The sequence below is a fragment of the Stenotrophomonas sp. GD03819 genome (assembly GCF_029841665.1).
In the GTDB taxonomy this organism is placed as follows: Bacteria; Pseudomonadota; Gammaproteobacteria; order Xanthomonadales; family Xanthomonadaceae; genus Stenotrophomonas; species Stenotrophomonas geniculata.
Map to the genome: position 1 here is coordinate 56,303 of NZ_JAOCEW010000008.1, position 20,481 is coordinate 76,783.

A 20,481-nucleotide genomic window follows, 5' to 3' on the forward strand; every position below is an offset into this window, starting at 1 on the left:
AACAAAAGAAAAGGCCGGGGTATACCCCGGCCTTTTCATACAAACTTGTCACACTGTTTGGCGTTGCTTCTGACGTGGATAGTCCATTTCCATGTTTTCGCTCGCGGATTGAGATTGATCCTGGGTTTGCTCTTGTCCCTGCGATTGCCCTGCATTCTTGTGGGCACTGATCAAGGCGTCCATTTCCTTTTCTTTGGGCCACCGGTTGTTCTCGTATACGAACTTGTGTTGCAGTTCGCCCAATAACTTCTCTTCCTCGCTGGGTTTGGCCAAGGTTTCAGCGGCCCAGGCTGGTCCGCCAACGCGGTTCTGAGCACTTCCAACTTGACCCTGACCACCTTCCGTTTGATCGCCTTGCCCTTCTTGCTGACTGCGACGCTGGGTAATGCGATCACTCAAGGAAAACTTGCCCTCGCCGTTTTGCATCAGCGTGTATGCGTCCTGGGCTGCTTGTGCGCTGATCAACTGCTCGCTGGGAAGTTCGCCCAACTTTTGACGGTCCCCAGTCGCCTTCAACAACTCCTCAAATTTCTGCTCTCGGCGTTGCTGCAAGACCGATAAAGCGCTTTGACTGGACTTCTCTTGCCACTCGTCAACCCTGTTCTTTGCAGACTGCACTTGAGTTTGGAACGCGTCGTACTTCTCTTGCCATTCGTCTTTCCCAACCATCTTAGGCTTAGAGTTGTTCGCCAACCAATCGGCTCGGGCGGTGATGGCCGTTTGATAGTCGTCTTCCAGTTGAAGCAACTTTGTTGGATCTTGCCGGCGGTTAATCTCGTTGTCGTATTCACCAATACGTTTTTGAAGCGTGTTTGTGCTCTCATCTTGTTTCACCCAAGCTTGCGCTTGGGTGTCGCCGTTCTCGGCAGCTTGCTTTTTCTCCTCGCGGTACACATCATCCGGCGCTGCAACGATGTCGGCTGCGTTAGTGCTAAACAAACTGTCAACGTACTTTTGTTGGTCTTTGATTTGATTATTCATATTTTAGTCTCCTTTGTTGTTGTTATTGGTAGTTACGCAACTTCGACGTTCAGTTCTTCAATCATGCCCGCTTCCTCCTTGAAGCGGTCCATGTACTCATCAACCTTTTCAGGTGTCACGGGAATGGTTCGGGCAAAGTCCACACGGCGGATGTTTCCACGATTGAGACAGACCAAAGCACGTGCTCCACCGCTGGTGTTCAACTCTTGGCCCATCTCGGCAAGTGTGACTACTGGGCCTTCTTGCATTTCGCCGGCACCCCCAACCAGGATCGCCGAACGAATGTTGGCATTTGCCTTGACGTTGGTTCCGTTCAACGAGGACCATTTCTGATCCCAGCGTTGTCCGTAATCGCTGTAGAACATATCTGCTGAAACCACCTTGTTCATTCCCCATGCCTTCATCCGGGCCATTGAGGCACGTTGTGGGTGATCTTCCATGTTTAATGGCGAACGTTTAAATGCTGTTGCTGCTCCTTTGTAGTCAATTCCTCGACCAGTTGGCTTGTACTGAATAAGGTTGGCCTGTCCCAACTTACTCATAACAAACTCATATGTCGCCTCAGACGCCATAGAGCATACGTATGACTGGAATTGATCCAAGAACCCTTTGAGGGCTTCGAGATTGTCGAAACAGCGCATCATGCCTTCGATGTTCTGCGACAAATAGACCGCACCCATTCCCAGCGAACGGGCGATAGAGAGCAAATCAATTTCTTGCTTGTTCACCAACAACTGGCATTCGTCCATAATCTGGATAAATACGGTCTCCTCCGGCATTTCTTTGCGCCAATTCTTGACTTTCACGCGCTGTCTGAGTTTTGCGTACACGCGCTGTTTCAGCAGAATTTGTACCGCTGCACCACCGGATCCGTACAACGCCTCGGGTAAGTCAATACCGATGCGGCTACCGCGCATGACGCTCGTGATGTCCACACCAGTGGTCAATGATGTCCAGGGTGTTCCGTTCTCGTCCACCAAACCTTTGGCTTGGTTCAGTCCGTTGGTGCGTTGATTAACATTCAAGCGGAATGAACTGCGTTGTTCGACAGGCATTGGCACCCAAGTTTCCATGATGTACGTCACTGCATCGCGCAAGTGCTGTTGACCGGACGGACGTAAACCGGGGTGGACAGCGATAGGAGCGCGTTCACCCTGAACATTCACGCCCAAGAATTTGAACCAACGGGTCAACTCAGGACCAGCCACACCCACTTCCGATCCTTTGGGCGTTTCAATGTTGTCTACAAGGTTCAAGGCCCGAATGAAGTTGGCCCAGCTCCATACCCACTCGCGTGGCCGCTGCACTTCTTCTTCGTACAGTCGCTTGCGGTCGCGGGTCTGTTGCAACTCACGAACTGCCTTCATGTGTGCGTCGCTACCGCTCATGGCGCCCATGTTCATTTGCTTCAACTGGTGCTCCATATAGGGGATCATCATGTCGATCTTCGTGAGTTCGGCCACGGCTTTGTTGAAGGTTGTTGTTTCGTGCTCGCACAACGCCTCAAAGATCTGACAGACCTGGAAGACGTGATTGTCGGCACCTTGTTCCCAAATTTTTTCGCGTGAATTGGAACCGACAATCATGGTGTTGACGGCCAATGCCAATTCTTCTGCGTTTAGACCTTCGATAAGTCCAACAGCCATCCCCGGCTTAATGTTCCAATTCAGAACATTCTCAAGCTCACCGGGCAAGGTCCCTTTACCGCACAGTACGAACATGCCAACGGGATAGCCACCCATTGCGGCCAGCGCAATTTGCAATGCGATGGTGCGTGCCACGGTTGTGGATTTACCGATACCGGTCCGACCAAACGAGAATAAGTGGGTGCACAAGTCGTTTACCGATACGACCATGAACTTGTTTGAGTCGGGCGAAAAGCTGTAGCCCTTACTGGACAAGTATCCAGTGGACACGCCCAGCTTAATCAAGGGCGACTTGTCCTTCTGTGCGTTCAACGCTTGGAACTTTTTATCCTCACGATCCCGAGCAAAAGAACGCGACTGAACGACCCCCCCAATTTTTTTGTTCATTTGATCAAACGCAAGTGCCCGCGCACGGAAGTTGTTTTCCGTGTAGTGCATTGGATATGAAGCAACAAACAACAAAATAACCCATGGCGCTAGAGTGGGAGGCAGACATAAAACAATCACACCGCCCACGCAAATCCATGCCCATTTTCTAACCAAAGACTTGCCGGCTTCAAATGCCCCACCCATCTTCTGATCGTTGTTGTAATTACAGCACGCAGAAAATGCAAATACAAACGGAGTGCTCATTACGAATGCAACAAGACCAAACATGATGGTGCTCAATATTGGGCCACCAACCATCAGTTCCTTCGTAAACCCCGGAGCCGCCTGGCTTGCGTTGAACGCTGTCGTCATGTTTATTGCCATAAATACAGGCAATGCGTACCCATAGAAACAAATTTTTAATGCCTCTTTAAAGTCTTCACCTTGTTTGATCGCTGCAAAGTGGGGAATCACCAGCAACGCGGGCGCAAGTGCCAACAAAGCCCACCACCCTGGTAATGCTTGAAGCAAGATGGTGACAGCGGCCAAGATTGGGAACATGCCGTACACAACAGCGGTGGCCGTGGAGTCGGCACCAGTGGTTATATCTTCTTCCGCTACGAAATTTTCCCATGGCGCGCCATCAGTTGTTGTCTTATATGTGCTGTGCTCATCGTCCAAGTCCTCGTGGATAATCGGAGCCCATTTCTTAAAGTCGTTTGGATCGAGCCCCTTTGGCACATAGAACACTCCATTGTCCCCTAGCTTGGCGCCCATGCTTAGAACCTTATCAACATCTTCGTCCGGGACATTGGGGAGTTCCCCAGTGACGATGTATTTGTCCCCACGCCCCATCAAACGCTTGAAACGTTTTTTTGCGTTCTTAACCGTTCGCTGCTCGGATGTTTCAACTCTCCCCGCGTTTTTGACTTTGCCGATTAGTTTTTCAATAAAGTCTGGTAGTGTGAAAATAGATAAACCCATTAGACCTCCTATATTATTTAGTTAGACAGACCCTGCAAGTAGTTTTAAAAGCGTCCAGTACATGCCCCCAAGTATCATCAGGATGACTATGGCGTTCATGAACACAGCTTTTGATACACGAGGAGCCTCTTCGTCACGGATTTGGGCAAGCAGTAAACTTGTATCTCGCCAATTGGACTCTGACTCCTCAATATCTTCCGTCCAGTTCCGATCGCCACGGTTGTAGTAATACTCACGCTCCAAGTGCGGGTTCACATCCTGGAACTTGTGAAACGGCGTCTTGATCAAGAACTTCCCGTAGAAGTCGTAGACCCGCGTTCCGAGCGATATACTCCGAGTGGTTTTGTATTGGTCAAATAAATATTTCAACATGCTGTTTCTCTCCTTATTAGTTGAGGTTCAATCAATCAAGCACAGTTGCGAACTTTGTCAATGCTCATAACTGCCTCGCCCATGCATCAAGATCGCTGTTGGCTTTGTCCTGCCATTTTTCTTTTGATTTTTCCGCTTGACGCGTTGACTCCGGCTTCATCTTTGATGCTTCGGTCGTCGGTTTCTGCGCCATGGTTTGCCGTTGCTGCCGTGGTGCTCCCGCGACTTTGGATCCCGAACCACTGGTCAGCTTGGCGGGTGCCACCTGGGGAACTTCCGGTTTGTTCTGGACGGTTGGGGTTGGTTCGGTTGCCTGAGCATTGACCACTGTCGCAGGAGCACCCTGGGTCTTGGTCTGTTGGACCGGTGCGGTCGTAGGCTGGGTGACAGCGGTTGGTTGCTTAGCAATGGCCTTGCCGACCGGTTGGCTCATGGTGTCAACGTTTGCTTTAGCCTCAGGTGCTTCTACCTTCGGCTTGTCCACTGCCAGTTTGGCTTTGTCGGTCAATGTGATGATCGTGGCCGGCCCAGCGACAAATCGAATGCTCTCTGGCTTGGTTGGGTCGTTCTCAACATGAACCAAATTGACGTTTGCAAACAGTTCTCCGTCGTTTGCGTCGGTCACCACCAAGGACGGTGCTTTTTCCTTGTAGTCTTCTGTTGGCTCGTACTTGTGCTCAGCCCGATCCATTGCGCCGGGAACACTAATGAACAACTTGCCATCGTTGCTGAATTCCATTTCAAAGAAGCCGTTGGTCCATGTCTTACCAAAGAACATCGTCACTTCCTGGTTGAAGACGAACCCGCTTGGGGCGGTGAACTGTTTGGGGATTGAGACCTCCTTCACCACAGGTGACCCATCTACCTGCGATCCGTCAAAGTGACTGAGGGCGTACACGCCCACACCGATGGACACGGCCAGCACCAACGATCCGATGGCTAACAGCGGTCCTTTGCGTCCACCTTTGGCCTTAACTGTACGAACGGCGGGCTCCTCCTCCTCCTCGTCTTCGTCCAGTGGCGCTGTCGCGCGCTTTGGCTTTGTGGATTTCAAAGTGACATCTGGTGCACGTACCGGTGCATTGATCTGCTCGTCTACAGGAGTTGGCGTTTCCTCGATTTCTGGTTTAACGTCTTCCTCTTGGTGAGCGGCTTGTTCAACTTGGGGCGCTTGAAGTTCAACAGCCGCGATGCAGGGCTGAGCCGAGGGTTCAACATTGGACGCAACGGGTGCAGACACTTCGTCCTCATCCCCATCATCCCCGCTTGGCACTTGTTTCGATTTTTTTTTGCGCTCTTGGACTTTCGCCGCTAACTCTTTGCTGCCTTTCTTTAGTCCACTCCAAATCCCAACGCCCATTTTTTTCGCGCCATCTTTCATTTTGGTTGCGGCTTCAATGGTCTTGTCTACTGCTTGGTCCAACTCCTGACTGTTTTGGTCTTCGCCGTCTTCATCGTCGTCATACCCGCGCATCCTCAATGCCCGTGGATCCACATCGCGTTTGTATTTGTCTGTCATTCATTCACTCCTTATCTATATGCGTGGCTTGATTGGAAGTGGGGCGCCAAATCCGACGCCCCTTCCGGTTTTGAGTTACCGCTGAGTCAAATCGGGCAACGGGGTGATAACGAACTTGCTGTCCCCCTGACCGCAACTGACCTTCACCGCGTGTTGCACGCCCGCTCCGTTGAAAGCGCCACGCTTGCTAAGTTCAGCCAAGGGCAGTTCACACCCCTTCTTCCCGCTGAACTCAAAAGTGAGTTGGTTTTGCGAACGGCTGGTGATGCTTGCCACCTTGTCGAACACCGCTGCGGTGCTGGCGGACACAGGCGCCATATCGTTGGGGTCGTAGGCAATGACCATTGCCCCCAGTTCCTTGGTTGGCTTCCCGTGCGCGTCGATCCCGTCGCGTTCGTTGACCGTTGCGGTCAATCCAGCGGCTTGGGCTTGGGCCTGTGCTTCTTGGAACTCTTTAAGTTGACGTTCCTTGCTCCACTTCTTGCCCACAACATTCCCTGCACCGCAGCCCAAAGCCCCAACGGCCACCGCGCCAGCGGCCTTGTCGTCCTTAAACACCTTGCTGCCCAGGACTCCACCCAGGATCCCGCCGACCACACATCCGATTTTGCCGGCCTTGGCAGTGCGGTCCTGATCTTCCTGTGCTTGTGCGCTGGCTCCAAACGAACCAGTCAAAAGTGCTACAGATACGGCTACTGCAATAATTGCTTGTTTCATACATTTACTCCTTTGTTGTTGTTATTGGATTTATTTCTTAATCTTCTTCGGGCAATGTCATTGATCCACTACCGCGCCCTGCCCTCGACGCTGGTTGTGTTTTCACAGAGGGGTGGCTGGTGAAATCCGACCCGCCTTCAACGGAACGAGCTAACGCCGTTGTAATTCCCATGATGTGTTTTTTGGCAATGTCAATGTGCCTGTCCCCGTGCTGCTCAACGGACTCCTTGATTAGCTCAAAGAAGTTCTTCATGTCGGAAATCAGAGACAGACGAAGCCCAGCTATTTCGCGACGCATCTCTTCTTGGGTGCGGAGCAAATCGTTTTTTGCTTCCTCGATCGCATCGACTGTTTCAACTCGGCCCAGTTTTATCTCGGCTGCGTTGCGCATCCAGTCGGTGAAAGTCATACCTGTCTGAGCCATTTGCTGCTCAATTCGACCAACTTGCCGCTCGCTCAGAACTATGTGTTTACGTAAATTTTTCATTTCTCCTCCTTTTTGTTTCAATTTACTGAAACAAATTTGCTGTTTTTGTCAAGCTCATTACTTAAATCCACTAAACATAAGGGTTTGGGGCGTTTAACTACCAGTGTAAAAACACACGCCCACGCACATCTGAAAAGCATTGGCAGGCAAAGCTTTTCATGTGTTTTTGCTTTGCGTTACGCACACGCCGTTAGAACACCAAAGGTGCGACATGTGCATATGTTCTGACCAGTCCCTATCCGACGGCTTTAGACTTTCGGCCCCCGCGTGCTTTTGATTTTGCTTGGAGCTTTTGATTTTTCTTTTTGGCTTTTGCCTTTTCGCTCTTCGCTTGGCTCGTCGCTTCTCGGCTGTTGGCCTTTAGCTCTTTCTTGTTGCTCTTCCGCTCTTTCTCGGCTGCCCCCATCGGGGGCTGTGCCCTTCTTCCGCTTTGGCTGAGCGTTGGGTTTTTCTTTCGACCTGGCTCTAGTTGTCCGGGTTGTTGCCTGCGAGTCTGCCCGTCTGTGGGTTGGGTCTGCTGTTCGTGTGGATGTTCGTTGGGGAGTCGTCCGGTCGCCCGAGCCCGCCGTCGTCTGGTTCCAAACGCTCGTCGTCTGGTCTTGAAATGTTTGCCGTCTGGTCCAGTCTTGTTGGTCGTCTGCTCGCCAAGCCGCGTCGTCAGGTCGTAAGCAATCCCAATCGCCCCAACTCCTGGCCGTCCGTCGTCTGGTTCAAAGGGCAATCAAAGCTCGGTGACAACCCACGTCTGCTGACCATTTTGGATTGCCGGATGAGCGGCCAGCGGCACACCGCTGCAAGGGAACCGGCCGTACTTTTGACTGACTCATAGATGAAGTGATGTAGTCCAACCCAGGTTTGACAAAGATTGATCTTCTGCTTGGATGAAGAGATCTAAAGAACAGGAGACGGGATGACAAACCCATTGGACGAACTGGTTTCTTCGATCTTGAGTCACAGCAAGCGGGCACGGATCAATGTTCCGCGCTACCAAAAACCCGTGATCCTCGACAAGTTCGGTGGGGTCTGCGCGTACTGCGGAACAGTCCTGAACGCGACAAAGAAAAACGGATGGGGTGTCACCCATGCGGTTCCTGTGCACTTGGGGGGTGAGTCCTCGGCGGACAATCGAATCCCGTCGTGCATTTCATGCATTCAACGGTACGGCGCGGTGGACTGCCTCGCTGCGTTACGAGACAACGGATCCACTTTGTCGCCCACCTGGGCGAACAAGCTCAACGGCATTCGGGACGCCGCCGCTCTACGTTCCCGCAATCATCTGACTCACCTATCGCCCAAGTCCGATATTTCGCTGATCCGAAACAACGTTCTGGCCCGCTGGCCCAATGAGCGGTTCACCGCCTTCCTCACCGTCCTGCCAACTTCTGTGATCGTCGGGATGAACAACCGTTGTGGCTCTGCTGAGCGGATTGGATCGATCGCGGCCATGCTTCGGTTTGGCTTCAAGGCTAACCACCTGGCCACATCCGGGGCACACAAAGCGGCGGCCGACCGGATTGGACTGAACCTGTTCGTTGTTGATCGCTCCCTTCTTCTCACTCTGACAATGGCGTTGATCGAGGAGAACGGCTGGCTTCAAGAGATCAAGCATTCCAGTTCGCCCAACCACTTGGACTCCAAGGTCTGGCGCTCGTTTTGGCCACGCTCGTACGTGACGATCGAGCTCAACCGCAAGCGGCGGGTGTACGGAGAAATACAAGCCCCGTGGGCACACAGGGTGTTGTCCAGCAACCCCGGAGCCGTGCGTGCACGCCGGCACTACCAGAAAAAGCAAGACGAACGGTTGAAGGATCTACAGTACGAAGCCAACATGGTTGACCTACGCGCTGCGGCCGGGCAACCCGTTGATTGGGCGGCGCGTCTGGACAACGTGGAAGCCATGTTGCGCCTGCAGCTCAAGTAAGCGGAAGTGCCACAACAAAAAAGGCCGTCACATGACGGCCTTTCTATTGAGTGTTCATCGTTGGGGTCCTTAAATCATCGTGCCGAAGCTAAACGATACTGCGGCCAAGATGAGCGCCATGACGGTGTTGATCTGCATCTGTGTGCGCTTTTCAAAGTCTCTCAATTTTCGTTTTGCATGTAATGTCTTCATAGTTCTCACTCCTTGATCTCGTCAATCGTGTTCCCACTACCAGACAGTGGATACTCCCCGTAAACGTCGGGCATCTGCTGGGTGGCCTTTTGGATGGGTTGTGCAGCCACAACAGTCTGCTCGTAGATCATCGGGTCGTTCTCTTCCACGCAAAACACGTAGAAGACTCCATAAATGTTGAACGCGATGGCTGCGTACAACGCGGCACGTAAGGCGTAGCGGGTGAACGTGCTTTGAGCGGGTTTGTTTGCGTAGTGTAATTTCATAGTCGTGCTCCTAAAGTTTGGGGGGCTGTGCTGCGAGGGTTCAAGCCAAGTCCAACTGCGCGTTGAAGTTGTCCTGGCGGTGCTTGTCGAACGTGCTCATGTCCACGGAGTTGACGTAGGACCGCACGAACGGAGGGAGGCAATCGGCGAACTCTTGGAAGATGGTGCGGCCGGTGGAGTCTTTGAAGCCCTTGCGGCGGTCGATCTCGCGGAACATTTCGGTGGTTAGTGAGGCGTACCCTTCGCGCACCAATGCTTCGATGATGCTGTTGTAGACACCCGCCAACGTGCTGTTGCGTTGCTTCACGGCGTGGCGGAAATAACCGCAAGCCACATGCACTGGGGTCACATCGATCTCACCTTGGCGGGAGTTGGTAAAGGCGGTTACCGCGTCAGGCGTGAGGCGGCCATCCTGTTGTGCAATAGAGTGGATGATGTTGCGAACCGCTGTGAGGTTTGCGGTTTCGATTGCATTAAAAAGTTCTTTGTTCGATTTCATGCTGTGTCTCCAATTGGGTAGGTGTTGTGGATTAGCGGCGGTTCAATTTGTCTTTCAACTTCATCAACCGCTTGACTTCGCGCTTGGCTTTGTCGTTGCTGCGGTCGTACGGTTTTGTGTTCTCGTTCAAGGTGTCTCTCCGACTGGGGGAAGGCTTAGCGGCCTTTGACGGTGGAAGCGCTGATTGCCTCTGCGCGATCAAACATGCTGCTGCTGGATGAAACCGAACTCACCAAGCCGTTGAAGAGGGTCCAGCCCAGGGCGACCACAACGATTGCGACGACGGTTCCACCGATTACTTTTAAGGTTGTTTCGCTAATGATGTTTTCCATAATGTGACTCCTAATTGGTAAATGATAAGTGGATTAAAAGATTTCGCAGATGCGTTCGGCGACTTGGCACAATGCGAAGTGGAGAACGGTTGCAGTAAATAAAGTTGCGATAATCATATTTGTTTCCTTTGTTTTGCTTTGCATGTATTCAATGTAAATGAAAACGCTTACATGTCAATACCTTTTCTTTACATTAAATGCAAATAATGTTAGGTATCTCACAATTTTGCTTATTAGTTCAGCACTTTTGATTTAATATTGAATTGTTTTGCTTGTTCTATGCATTACAGGCACAAAAAAAGCCGGCATATGCCGACCTTTTTCTCTTTCGTTTTGTTCTCTATTTCGTCAACACTGGAACCTTTGCCTGCTCCTCATCGAAGTCCATCATCAGTACAGGTATTGCGATCCCAAACGAACACAGCAAGTGATAACCGATGATGGAGCCGATATCGACGCCACCCAATGTGGCAAGTGATGTCAGTGCCATAACGGTGGCCATTCCCAAGGCAACCAACATTGCTGCAAGGATGTAAGCGATCAAGCTGCGCATAATTCCACCTCCTCACGGCTTTGGTTCGCTTCCTGAGCCATCAACTGTTCGCTGATCGCCACCAGCTCAAGCACGTAGTCCCGAGTGATTGCAGTGGCGTCGCACCAGTTGAACGTGAAGTAGTATTCGGCGCTGTAGTCGCCGTGGTTGCCGCAGGCAAAGAAGTCTTCCTCGTTCACCTTGCTGCGCAAGATCACCTCTTGGATGACAGCGGCACGGGTCCAGACCTGGCACACGTCGTGGATCTGAACAACACCTTGTTCGTTTAACAGTTCAAATATATTTTCCATACCCACTCCTTTGTTGTTGTTATGTATTTAGCTAAGCAGAGTTTTGGGTATTGTCAAGAACTTTTCTTTACATTTATTTCCCAGCCGTACTTTTAGTTGGTCCACAAGTGCGGAGCCATCCCCGTTCCTTTCCCATAAAAAAGCCCGCGAAAGCGGGCCTCTTTAGATCGTGTTGTTGCTGTGGTCACTGTACATCCAACAAGCATGCCGATTGATAACCCAGGGCCATAGCCGCGCGTGTTGCAATGAAATCCTCCAGGTTATCAAACCTATACATCTCAGCCTCGTCGCCCGCGTTGGTGGGCACTTCAAACCCGTCCTCATGGAACTCCAACTCCAGGTCAACACCTATCCACTCATCGGTGTCTAAAACATTCTTTTGATTTATATGTCTCATGCGACCTCCTCACCATTTGCCGAACGCGAGGGCGAATGCATAGTCCATTGGCACAGCATCTACCATTGCATATATTGCATATGCGGTGTCGTACCCTTGCTCACGGGTGTCGGATTGACTTGCCAGCATGCGTGCTTCCAAACGCTCCCATGCTTCAATGACCGCATCGGATGACTTCTCTTGAGTTAGCAACGAATGAGGAGTACCAGACCAATTTCCATCGACAAGCTGATAGACATGGAAGATCTCAAAACTCCCAAACGATCGGGAATGTTCAAAACGAATGGCCGCCCCATTGCAGTCCTCGCACTGTGCGTTGGTTGAAGTGAAATAATATGTATGCATGAAACCTCCTATTTTTTTGTTGTGGTTTCAGCTAAACAGAGATAAATGTATTGTCAAGACCTTTTCTTGACATACATTTATCCAACGATGAAATTTTGGCTCTTCGAGTCGCGCTGTAACGCAGCCAATCAAATTCGGGTGGGTCTTTGATCGCTATTCCGCGTCACGGCGCGACTCAGAACCGTGCAGATGAGTGCGAAGCCCCCTTTTCCTCCCACTACAACAAAGCCGGCTTTCGCCGGCTTGGTTATTGTGGCTTCTTACTTCATCACTGAGGTCTTAGTTCGGCGCTGGTGAGCACATAACCGGATTGCTTTGCGATGTCACTAAGCACGATTAGAAGATCAGAACGTCGCACACTTTCGCGCTTCTCTTCCAACAGTCGCTCCAAGTCCTCAACAGACAACTCATTGATTTTGACGGTCCCACTTTCACTGAGATACGCGCGAACTTCCAGCTTTTGGGTAATAGCGGCCACTCCTGCGGGGCGAACCATGGGGCGTTCATAGCGTTCGTGGTAATAGTCTGACTCACCGATTTCTGAGGCTTTTTGCATTACGTCGTTAGGTATCCGATGGGAACTGCGCGCGGTATCGATGTAAGATTTCTTCTTGAGCCAGTTCACGGGGCCAAGCTTCCACCGGGATTTCACTTCCAACTCAGTGAACATACTTGTGAGAATTACCCACTCAGACTCTGTTGCATTGCAATCAATGCACAGCATAGGGTGGGTGTTTCTAAGGGTGGTACGGACCCCTTCGTTATACAAAGTGTCAACGCAGGCATACACGACTATACCTGGACTAATTTCGTTTACATTGAGCATAGGCAACTCCAAATGATGTTGTCCTTACTCAAGCAGATTTTAAGTTGCAGTCAAGCTCAATGACGATCTTCATTGAGAATGCCGGCGTTCGCCGGCTTTTCGTTTGCCACCCTTCAATTACATGCGGCGCTTCACGCGCTCGGATGCTTCCTCCAACGCTAACGCTTCGGACAACACTTCTCGCTGGTGTTTCGCACGGATCAGTGGCGCCCGTTCGATGAGATCCGTCCATACGTTTTCACGCTCAATCCATATTATGTACTGATCTGGTGTTTTGTTGTGGTAGGTAGAGATGGTCGGCTAAACATGGTCACTAACATTGTCAAGCTAAATTCTTTACCAATGGTTCCGTCCAACAAAAATGCCGGCGAAAGCCGGCATTCCTAACGTCGTATCGCGCTTACATCCGTCGCTTTTGGACTGGCGCTGCTTCGACTTCGCCAATAGCGTCGGCGATCTTGCCGCGTTGCTGTTGGGCGTGTGCTTTGTTCAATGTCTCATTCAACTCAGGGCGCATAGCCAGGTTGGCGGGTATGTCCCCATCTTTGTTCTGAGCCGTAGCGTCCCCACCACGTTGCAGGATCAACAAAGCAACGGCCTTGTTGTCGTATGAGGCCGCAAGATGCAGGGCGTTGTGCCCCATCTTGTCTGTTGCGTTGACATCGGCGCCGCGATCAATCAACTCCACCACAGCCGCGTTGCGGTTCTCAAAGATTGCCGTGTGCAATGGTGTTGCCCCAGTGAGTGCGTGCGGGTTGTTGATATCGGCCCCGGCCTTCATGAGTTCGCTTAGCGCGTGCGTGTGCCCCTCCATGGCCGCAACGTGGATCAGTGTGTACCCCTGCTCGTTGGGCTGCGATATGTCATCCAACTCATTGAGAAGCCCCCTAAATTCATCCAACTGCTCTGAATATTGACGCCAATCATTGTGTACATTTGAGACTTGATAGGCCAAAGTCAAATCCGCGCACTTTTCGATAATGTTATTGAATTCGTACTGATCCATTTACCCCCCCCACTTCGCTATTTTATACCACCAAAAAAAACACAATCCTTCAATTTGTCAAGCTGAAATAAACCCGCTTGCGCGGGTTTTTTTACATTTCGTGATCCTTCCGAACTCTTTTCATTGCGATGTTGTACAAGGCTATTGAGAGAGAAAAAGTTGCAAACAGGAACCACTGGCCAAACTCTCCTACAACCATGCAGTTGTAACCCAAAGAAGCGAAGGTGCCGGCGAAGAGCACGGCACGGAACCAATCGGCCACGTGCAAAGCCAACATGTTTTTGGTGAATGTTCTGGCGATAACGTGAAATACGTTGGGTGTGAACATAACGACGACAGTCAGCACCAACGCCAGTTGATCCAGGGATTGCCGGTATGCAAATACGTTCACGACAGCGGCAATCAGTGCCATAAAGCACGACACAGCAGACAGCATTCCCAAGAAACCGGTTGTTATTTGACTATCGGTAAGTTTTGCTTCTGTGTTCATGTCTACTCCTTAAAAAATGGCTGATGTCTCAAGCAAACACAGAAGCCAATAATGTCAAGCTGACGTTCAATTCCGATGTCCCTAGACACTCAATATCACGCCGCCACATCAAAAAGGGGCAGTGCGTGCTTGATCATCGCGTGCAACATAGCTGCAAACCAAACGAACAGGGCATCTATCGCTTTAAATCGATCAACTTACCGTGCACCGTTGAGCCGTGTATTTTTCGCAGCTGTTTATCTGCACGTTCACCATAAGCAATTAACAGAGAGCCGGCCGTCGCTGGGTCGCCTTGAACGCCATCGGGCTTACAGTAACGAAGGCGGCCTTTGGGCAGTAGGATGGAATGTACGGATGGGTGTTCCAGGATGAACTCATGCATCCATTGAACCTCCATGCGCGCCAGCACAAGCGCAAGACCGTTCCCATGCTCGGCCATTTTCTTCATCCATAGGTCTTGCCCACGCCCATACGGCGGGTTCATCCAAACAAAGGATTGTTGAGGCCACGCGGTTGTTAATCCGTCGTCGCTTGGCTTGAGCATCACCGTGGCTGTTGCCCATGGCATCCCCTGTTCCGGTGTGCACGGATCCAGATCGAATGGACCCAACTGCTCGATAATGTTTCTTGGTGTCAACCACGTGGTGGTGGTGTTTGCTGAAACTTCATAGCCCACGCCCATAGAACTCCTTTGCTTTGTGATGGTGATATCCAACAAAGCAAATCGAACGTCCTAGTCAAGCTCAACAATAAAGCCCGCTTTCGCGGGCTCATTGATGTTTGTGGATATGGTGACTCACATCCGCCGACGCGTGGGTTCAGGCGCGGACATCTTGTGTCCAATCGAACGCATGATTTTATTTTTTTGCAGGCGGGACATGTACGCGTTGAGTATGTCTTTTCCCTTGTCGCACGGGGCTGCATCCACTGGCAACTTGCCAACGTGGTTGCGCACAAATGGATCCGCCTTCCGTTGAATGAGCCAATTCAAGCGCTTGGAATAGCCCTCAATTCGCGCCAGCACATGGAGAGGGGTGTCACCACGTCCGTCTTGCGCGTTGACATCCACGCCCAGGTCGATAACGCGGTGAACCAATTGATAGTCAGCGCTGAACTCCAACAGGTGGTGAAGCAATGTTTTGTCGTCATCCATCAGTGCTTTCGTTGCGGGGTCATACCCGGCATCGAGCATTGGCCGTACCACGCTTGGATCGCACCGCCACATGCAATCAATCGCCCCTCGGCCCAGTTGATTGGTGGCGTTGATGTCCGCGCCCGCGTCCACCAACAAGCGGATGACTTCGGGATGCCTGGGGTGGGTGAAGAACAACGGTGTGCTGCCAATCTCGTCCTCCGCGCTCGGATCCGCCCCGGCCGCAAGCAACAGCGCAACTGTTTCTACGGGCAAGGAGCGTTGCAGTGGAGTGGCTTGCCCTCGTCCACGCGCCCGCACATCCGCCCCAGCGTTGATCAGTGCGGAGACTATTTCGGGGCCGTGGTACGTATGAAGCGGAGCGTTGCCATCGTTGTTGCGCGCATTGGGATCCGCTCCGTAGCGCACCAACACCTCAACCTTGCCGCTGTCGTATGCGAAGTGCAGCGCAGTGCTTCCATCGTGCGCAACGTGCTTAGGGTCCACACCCAACCCGCACAGGTATTCGGCCACCTCGGCTAACGGGGTAAAAAATAAAGTGGTCTCACCACCTTCAAAGATCTTGAATGGATCGGCACCCAACTCCACATAGGCCCGCGCATGGCCTACGGATTTTGCATCAAAGATCCAGTCCTTGTAGGACTGGATTGCACAGGGATGCCCCGGCTTCTGGCTTGATGCAATTTGCCGCACGGCCAGTGCGTTGCCCGTGTGTATTAGAAACGCTTGATCAACCTGTTCATCATCAACCGGATTGCCGAGCATATCCGTCCCCAAATCCAAGGATCTCAACAGCCGCTTGCGTCCGTCGTGGTCCAGCAACTTGGTCAAGGGTTCCAGGTAGGCTGCCGCTTCTTCGCTAGGAACTGAGTAAAACGGTGGTATGTTGTCTGTTGGGTTGGGATCGGCACCGGCGTCCAAACACGCCTGCACCACGGCCACGCTCCTTGCTTCTCCCAGGACACCTTGCAGTGAGCGATATGGTTGGCGCTCATCCGCAATGGAAAGCCTTGCGACCGCTTGCGCCAACTCATCGAACCGTTGTTCGCTAACCAGTTGTTCAAGGTGCACAGCAACTTCTTGATCGCACATCCCGTTAATCACATCGTCCATATCCCCACTCCTGTTTTGCATTGAATACATCTAGCGAAACAGGGAGTCCAACATTGTCAAGCTCAAAAAAAAAGCCCGCTTGCGCGGGCTTAATGGGCTTGGTGTGATTATTACAGATCGCCGTACGTCGGCTTGTTGTCCTTGATCAGCTTCACACCAGCATCGCTGGCTTCAAACTGCTTAAGGATGTCCGGCTTCGGACCTTTGCCACCGTAGTAGAACGGCGTCTTCTTGCCGTCGTGCAAGAAACGGTTATGGGCACGCAATTCCTTCGGAACAGTATTGCGCGGCTTGGAACCAGCAGACTTACCACCCTTCTTGGCCGAGCCAAACAGATTGCTCACCTGCGCCTTCTGTGCATCGGTCAGGTACTCAGCAATGTTGGAGAGGGTATCAAGTGCTTCATTCAGTGCGTCTCCCGCCGACGCGCGGCGAGCTTCTTGGATGCGCTGACGATCCGCAGCCTGCTTTTCTTCCAGTGCCGCCAATTCCTTAGCGAGCTTCTCTTCCAGCGCCTGGGCTTCTTTCCAACTCAAAGATTTATCGGTCATCTCAGCAATTCGTCTGTAGGGCCGCTAGTGGCAATTCGATCATATCGTATAGAATTTCAATTGCCAAGCTTCCTACATCGTCCTTTTACGCGTCGAAATCCCAGAACCGGGACCCATTTGGGCCCAGATGACACCTCGCTACTTGTAGGCTTCAATGAGTTCACGCAGATCCGAGCGGGCATTGAAATTGGCCGCATGGCTCCTAGTTCATCGCGCATGCTCCTGCGCTCGCACTTTTCATCCTACTGATCCAAGTTAAATTTGCGAAACGCAGCCTGCCCTTCCGCGAATTGCTTGTTTTTTGTTTAGCAGGCCGCTGGTGCTTTGGTCCGCGTCCCGACAAGTCCCCTACAAATTTCGTCCGACCAGTCGCCGACCAAAGAACTCCCCGCCGTTGCTAAACGTTGGGGATCCTTTTTCAATCTTTAACTTTTTGCCGCCACCCTTGCACTGCTCGTTTAGATACTCATGAAAGGATTTAAGGTAGTCCAACCTCTTTTGAGGCGACGCCAAACGATAGATCCAAGATCTGACACGCCCCGATTGCTCTAAGTAGTATTCCTCTAAGCGTTCAGGCTCACACTCCAAACTCGTGATGACAATGGTTGAATCGTATGGCAAGAACCATCGAGGATCGTTGTTTTGATGATGATTACCGGACCCATTGAAGTCGTACAGCACGTTTGGCGTCGAATAGTGATGCGCTTCGTACGGCAGGGGCACACTGATAAACCCTTCCCATTTGCAATGCAGCCTGGCGCCACGCCCCTTGGGACATGTGTTGCCGACTGGCCCAAGCACGCCGCAGAAGTTCATCCCTCCGTCGTAACCGATCTTGTCCGACCTGTATGACCCCGTGATGATCATTTCAGCAGCGGCACGAGCGTCGCAGATGTGATAAATGCTCTTGGAACCAATATACGTCTTGTGCGATGTCATACACCAACCCCGTTTTTATTCATTCACTGGCGTTAAGCCTACCCATACAATGCCTGATTTTAATTTGATTTAGACCCTCATAAGCAGACGGCTGCGGACACCTATTGTTAATTATAACGCGGAGTGTAGAATTCCTTCCGCGCAATTCAGAGATGAATATGCCATATCCCAATACAAGGAAAAACAATGGATATCTATATAACTACCGTCGTAATTATTGCAATTTTAAGCCACACCCCAAACTCCAAGTTGAGAATTATTCTGAAATTACTTTCAAAATTTGGTGGCCGCGACAGATGAGAGAGGGCCGGTGCACGCACCGGCCTTATCTTTTATAACCCTTGCCAAATCATGATTGCTGGTGTAAAGAGTCAGCTTATCCACATCAAAGGGGGCATCATGAGCTACATCAAACAAACTGGCGACGTGATTGTTTCAAGCGGCGCCGACACACAAAATCTGCTTGCTGATGAAGTCCAACGCAGCGCGGGCGTAACCGCTGTGATGATGATCAAGAACGATCAGCAGGACGAAAAGCTCAAGAGGCTGAAGGCTCGAAACGACCTGGACAACATCCAGAAATTGCAAGAAGCCCAGCGCGAAATCGCCAAACTTCGGTCACAGCTGGTGCAAATGCAAGCTCGTCATGACGTGATGCGTGACTTGGCGGCAGACATCTTGGTTGACCGCTCGTGCTGCACAGCCGCCGCACGGCAGTTGGGCCAGAAGTGGGCTGGAACTGGTGAAGGTCAAGATATTGAGCGCGACTTTGAACAGTTCAGAGCAAATGAAAAGAACGCAATCAACTCCGACGTAGAGCGCCAGAAGAACGCTTACCGAATTGTGGATGAGGTGGCAAGTGGCTGGCTGCATCCAGAGTCCACGCGCCGGCGCCGTCCCCCCATGGAATGATACATAGCGCTACTGGTCAAGCCAGCTAGGACGCCGGTAGAAGCGCCCGCGTCCGACAAGCTTATCCAACCGCGTAATTCTTTCATGTCTGTTGTGCCGGGGGCGCGCCGCTTGAATTCGGCCAGTGCCTCCCGTGCCGCCTCAATGTCTCCCTGCCCCATGTACCACTCCACAATGTACGTAATGAACGATGTGTTGATTGGCTGGTACGCGTCCATGTCCCGCAACACTTCACCAAATCGACCCGTTTCTGTGCGGTAGGGGTTGAGGTCGTATTGCAATTTTTGAGCCGTCAAAGCGGCTTCAAAGATAACTGCAGCTGGCTTTTTGCTGCGGACCGCAACGTAGTACGGGCGAATAGCCGTCTCCTTGTCGTTCTCTTCTTTGAGTGCGGCGTAGTCCATCCCACGATGGAAGCTTGTTTGATTGAGCAGCCTTTTGTTGTACATCTCTAGCATCTGTTCAAAGATGCTCTGGGCGTGCGCATCGGACATTCCGACCGCCAGGACAACGACGCGGTACTCACCGCCCAGCCGCTCACGAACAAACCATTCCCAGGCTACGCCACCGTTCTTCTGCCACGCGAACGCCCCACGACCGTAGCCGGCGTAGAACGGCACGCCCTCCGCGTCCACGTGCAGCCAAGCGTAATTCTTGTTGGAGTGGGGGCCGGCCATCCACTGCGTTTGCGTCACGCACGCGTCTTGGGAGTAGGACGCAAGCAAGGGGACATCCACGCTGATCTTGCTCACGCCGGACATCTTGGCCTGTGCAACCAATTCTTCCACGTCCACAAGCTTGAATGTCACTGATCGTTCCCCAGTTCGTACACCTTGAGGATGGTGCCGGTCTTGACATCAACCACGGCAATTTTTATCAAGCGCCCTTCAATGAAGTGCTGCTCGTTCTCGTAGTGCGTCGGAAGATCAAAGGTCGGATATTCCCGCTCGGTGTCCTGCGAAATGAGGGGCGGAACAACTGCGTACTGGTAGATCTCCGTAAGGCGGCCTTTATGCGCGCGCGCATCGGCAGGCTCCATAGGAAGAATGGCCACAATCGACTCTTTGTCCACTGTCAAGCCAGGAACGTCAGACGCGGCATCGGTGAGCGCGTTGCGTGGCAGTGCAACTTGGTAGGTTGTTCGCTCAACCTTTGGGACGCGCGCGGTCACACCGTAGGCGTTGGTTCCCATGTACGAACTTTCGCGGCGCCTCGTCTCTTTGCCGTAGATCGGTGCGTAGTAGCCACTGACACGATGCATCTGGATGTACAGATCAGTTCCCTCGTACTGGCGTTTCTCAGCGTTGTACTTCCACGAGTCAACCAATGGGTTGATCACCATGCTGCCCGCGCACAGTTGTCCCGTGGCAATTGCCGCTGGGAGCGCAGCGACAGAACTTTTGACACGCGTTGCGTGATCCGCAGCAGTCTCAAACTCGTCTTTGGCTGGTATCGACTTCAAGGCGTTGTAGACCGCCACCATGTCGTGCCCGGCAAAATTGGTTGGGAGGGTTGCGCCCTCTTCCAATGTGCACGGAGTGGTGAGCGGCAATGGCGCAGCCGACAGGCTTTCCCAGGCCAAAAGCGCTGCAAAAGCAAAGATCCTTTTCACAATTCCCCC

At 52.0% G+C, this 20,481-nt stretch carries 24 protein-coding genes; 2 read left to right on the forward strand and 22 right to left on the reverse strand.

The window, feature by feature from the left end; translation table 11 throughout:
• Nucleotides 1-48: 48 nt before the first annotated feature.
• From N5D45_RS06640 to N5D45_RS06665, 6 genes are all read right to left on the reverse strand, one after another.
• Entirely contained in the window at nucleotides 49-981 is a 933-nt protein-coding gene (locus N5D45_RS06640; RefSeq protein ID WP_279938625.1) for a hypothetical protein, read from the reverse strand.
• A gap of 32 nt (nucleotides 982-1,013) precedes the next feature.
• A complete protein-coding gene (locus N5D45_RS06645) occupies nucleotides 1,014-3,980 on the reverse strand; it encodes a hypothetical protein (protein ID WP_279938626.1) in 2,967 nt (988 codons plus the stop codon).
• A 21-nt stretch (nucleotides 3,981-4,001) separates the two neighbouring features.
• Nucleotides 4,002-4,352, reverse strand: a complete 351-nt coding sequence (locus N5D45_RS06650) for a hypothetical protein (protein ID WP_180863349.1) — start codon at nucleotides 4,350-4,352, stop codon at nucleotides 4,002-4,004.
• Between the two features lie 64 nt (nucleotides 4,353-4,416).
• Complete coding sequence (locus N5D45_RS06655; protein WP_279938627.1) at nucleotides 4,417-5,871, reverse strand: hypothetical protein; 1,455 nt, start codon at nucleotides 5,869-5,871, stop codon at nucleotides 4,417-4,419.
• A 75-nt stretch (nucleotides 5,872-5,946) separates the two neighbouring features.
• Entirely contained in the window at nucleotides 5,947-6,588 is a 642-nt protein-coding gene (locus tag N5D45_RS06660; RefSeq protein ID WP_279938628.1) for a hypothetical protein, read from the reverse strand.
• A gap of 37 nt (nucleotides 6,589-6,625) precedes the next feature.
• Nucleotides 6,626-7,075: a hypothetical protein gene (locus N5D45_RS06665; protein WP_141650976.1), complete on the reverse strand. Its 450-nt coding sequence runs from the start codon at nucleotides 7,073-7,075 to the stop codon at nucleotides 6,626-6,628.
• Between the two features lie 910 nt (nucleotides 7,076-7,985).
• On the opposite strand from N5D45_RS06665, the gene N5D45_RS06670 reads away from it, so the two are divergent.
• On the forward strand, nucleotides 7,986-8,996 hold the full coding sequence (locus N5D45_RS06670) for a hypothetical protein (RefSeq protein WP_279938630.1): 1,011 nt from the start codon (nucleotides 7,986-7,988) through the stop codon (nucleotides 8,994-8,996).
• Nucleotides 8,997-9,193: 197 nt separating this feature from the next.
• Here the strand turns inward: N5D45_RS06670 and N5D45_RS06675 are convergent, their stop codons facing one another.
• From N5D45_RS06675 to N5D45_RS06740, 14 genes are all read right to left on the reverse strand, one after another.
• Nucleotides 9,194-9,454: a hypothetical protein gene (locus N5D45_RS06675; protein WP_032960383.1), complete on the reverse strand. Its 261-nt coding sequence runs from the start codon at nucleotides 9,452-9,454 to the stop codon at nucleotides 9,194-9,196.
• A gap of 40 nt (nucleotides 9,455-9,494) precedes the next feature.
• Nucleotides 9,495-9,953, reverse strand: a complete 459-nt coding sequence (locus N5D45_RS06680; protein ID WP_004149591.1) for a hypothetical protein — start codon at nucleotides 9,951-9,953, stop codon at nucleotides 9,495-9,497.
• 155 nt (nucleotides 9,954-10,108) lie between these two features.
• Nucleotides 10,109-10,285 (reverse strand): hypothetical protein, encoded by a 177-nt coding sequence (locus N5D45_RS06685; protein WP_154354656.1) that lies wholly within the window; start codon nucleotides 10,283-10,285, stop codon nucleotides 10,109-10,111.
• A gap of 340 nt (nucleotides 10,286-10,625) precedes the next feature.
• On the reverse strand, nucleotides 10,626-10,838 hold the full coding sequence (locus tag N5D45_RS06690) for a hypothetical protein (RefSeq protein WP_032960386.1): 213 nt from the start codon (nucleotides 10,836-10,838) through the stop codon (nucleotides 10,626-10,628).
• Nucleotides 10,826-11,128 carry a hypothetical protein gene (locus tag N5D45_RS06695; RefSeq protein ID WP_004149589.1) on the reverse strand — a complete coding sequence of 101 codons (303 nt, stop codon included), beginning with the start codon at nucleotides 11,126-11,128 and terminating at the stop codon, nucleotides 10,826-10,828. Before N5D45_RS06695 ends, N5D45_RS06690 begins: the two co-directional genes overlap by 13 nt.
• Before the next feature lie 184 nt (nucleotides 11,129-11,312).
• Nucleotides 11,313-11,525: a hypothetical protein gene (locus N5D45_RS06700; protein WP_279938631.1), complete on the reverse strand. Its 213-nt coding sequence runs from the start codon at nucleotides 11,523-11,525 to the stop codon at nucleotides 11,313-11,315.
• A 9-nt stretch (nucleotides 11,526-11,534) separates the two neighbouring features.
• Entirely contained in the window at nucleotides 11,535-11,870 is a 336-nt protein-coding gene (locus tag N5D45_RS06705; RefSeq protein ID WP_279938632.1) for a hypothetical protein, read from the reverse strand.
• A 268-nt stretch (nucleotides 11,871-12,138) separates the two neighbouring features.
• Complete coding sequence (locus N5D45_RS06710; protein WP_141650974.1) at nucleotides 12,139-12,495, reverse strand: hypothetical protein; 357 nt, start codon at nucleotides 12,493-12,495, stop codon at nucleotides 12,139-12,141.
• Nucleotides 12,496-13,096: 601 nt separating this feature from the next.
• Nucleotides 13,097-13,702 (reverse strand): ankyrin repeat domain-containing protein, encoded by a 606-nt coding sequence (locus N5D45_RS06715; protein ID WP_050483559.1) that lies wholly within the window; start codon nucleotides 13,700-13,702, stop codon nucleotides 13,097-13,099.
• Between the two features lie 91 nt (nucleotides 13,703-13,793).
• Nucleotides 13,794-14,192, reverse strand: a complete 399-nt coding sequence (locus N5D45_RS06720) for a hypothetical protein (protein ID WP_279938633.1) — start codon at nucleotides 14,190-14,192, stop codon at nucleotides 13,794-13,796.
• Nucleotides 14,193-14,367: 175 nt separating this feature from the next.
• Nucleotides 14,368-14,907, reverse strand: coding sequence for a DNA N-6-adenine-methyltransferase (locus tag N5D45_RS06725; protein WP_279938634.1), 540 nt, complete (start codon nucleotides 14,905-14,907; stop codon nucleotides 14,368-14,370).
• Nucleotides 14,908-14,988: 81 nt separating this feature from the next.
• Nucleotides 14,989-16,458 (reverse strand): ankyrin repeat domain-containing protein, encoded by a 1,470-nt coding sequence (locus N5D45_RS06730; protein WP_279938635.1) that lies wholly within the window; start codon nucleotides 16,456-16,458, stop codon nucleotides 14,989-14,991.
• 110 nt (nucleotides 16,459-16,568) lie between these two features.
• Complete coding sequence (locus tag N5D45_RS06735) at nucleotides 16,569-17,009, reverse strand: hypothetical protein (RefSeq protein ID WP_164160745.1); 441 nt, start codon at nucleotides 17,007-17,009, stop codon at nucleotides 16,569-16,571.
• A 348-nt stretch (nucleotides 17,010-17,357) separates the two neighbouring features.
• Entirely contained in the window at nucleotides 17,358-17,948 is a 591-nt protein-coding gene (locus tag N5D45_RS06740) for a hypothetical protein (RefSeq protein ID WP_279938636.1), read from the reverse strand.
• Between the two features lie 399 nt (nucleotides 17,949-18,347).
• On the opposite strand from N5D45_RS06740, the gene N5D45_RS06745 reads away from it, so the two are divergent.
• Nucleotides 18,348-18,860: a hypothetical protein gene (locus tag N5D45_RS06745; protein WP_180886775.1), complete on the forward strand. Its 513-nt coding sequence runs from the start codon at nucleotides 18,348-18,350 to the stop codon at nucleotides 18,858-18,860.
• On the opposite strand, the gene N5D45_RS06750 is transcribed toward N5D45_RS06745, so the two are convergent.
• Both N5D45_RS06750 and N5D45_RS06755 read right to left on the reverse strand, forming a co-directional pair.
• Nucleotides 18,782-19,669 carry a hypothetical protein gene (locus N5D45_RS06750; RefSeq protein ID WP_279938637.1) on the reverse strand — a complete coding sequence of 296 codons (888 nt, stop codon included), beginning with the start codon at nucleotides 19,667-19,669 and terminating at the stop codon, nucleotides 18,782-18,784. The two genes, N5D45_RS06745 and N5D45_RS06750, sit on opposite strands and share 79 nt — an antisense overlap.
• The gene (locus N5D45_RS06755) at nucleotides 19,666-20,472 is read right to left on the reverse strand and encodes a hypothetical protein (RefSeq protein ID WP_258014507.1); all 807 of its coding nucleotides are present in this window, start codon (nucleotides 20,470-20,472) and stop codon (nucleotides 19,666-19,668) included. Before N5D45_RS06755 ends, N5D45_RS06750 begins: the two co-directional genes overlap by 4 nt.
• Nucleotides 20,473-20,481: the final 9 nt, after the last annotated feature.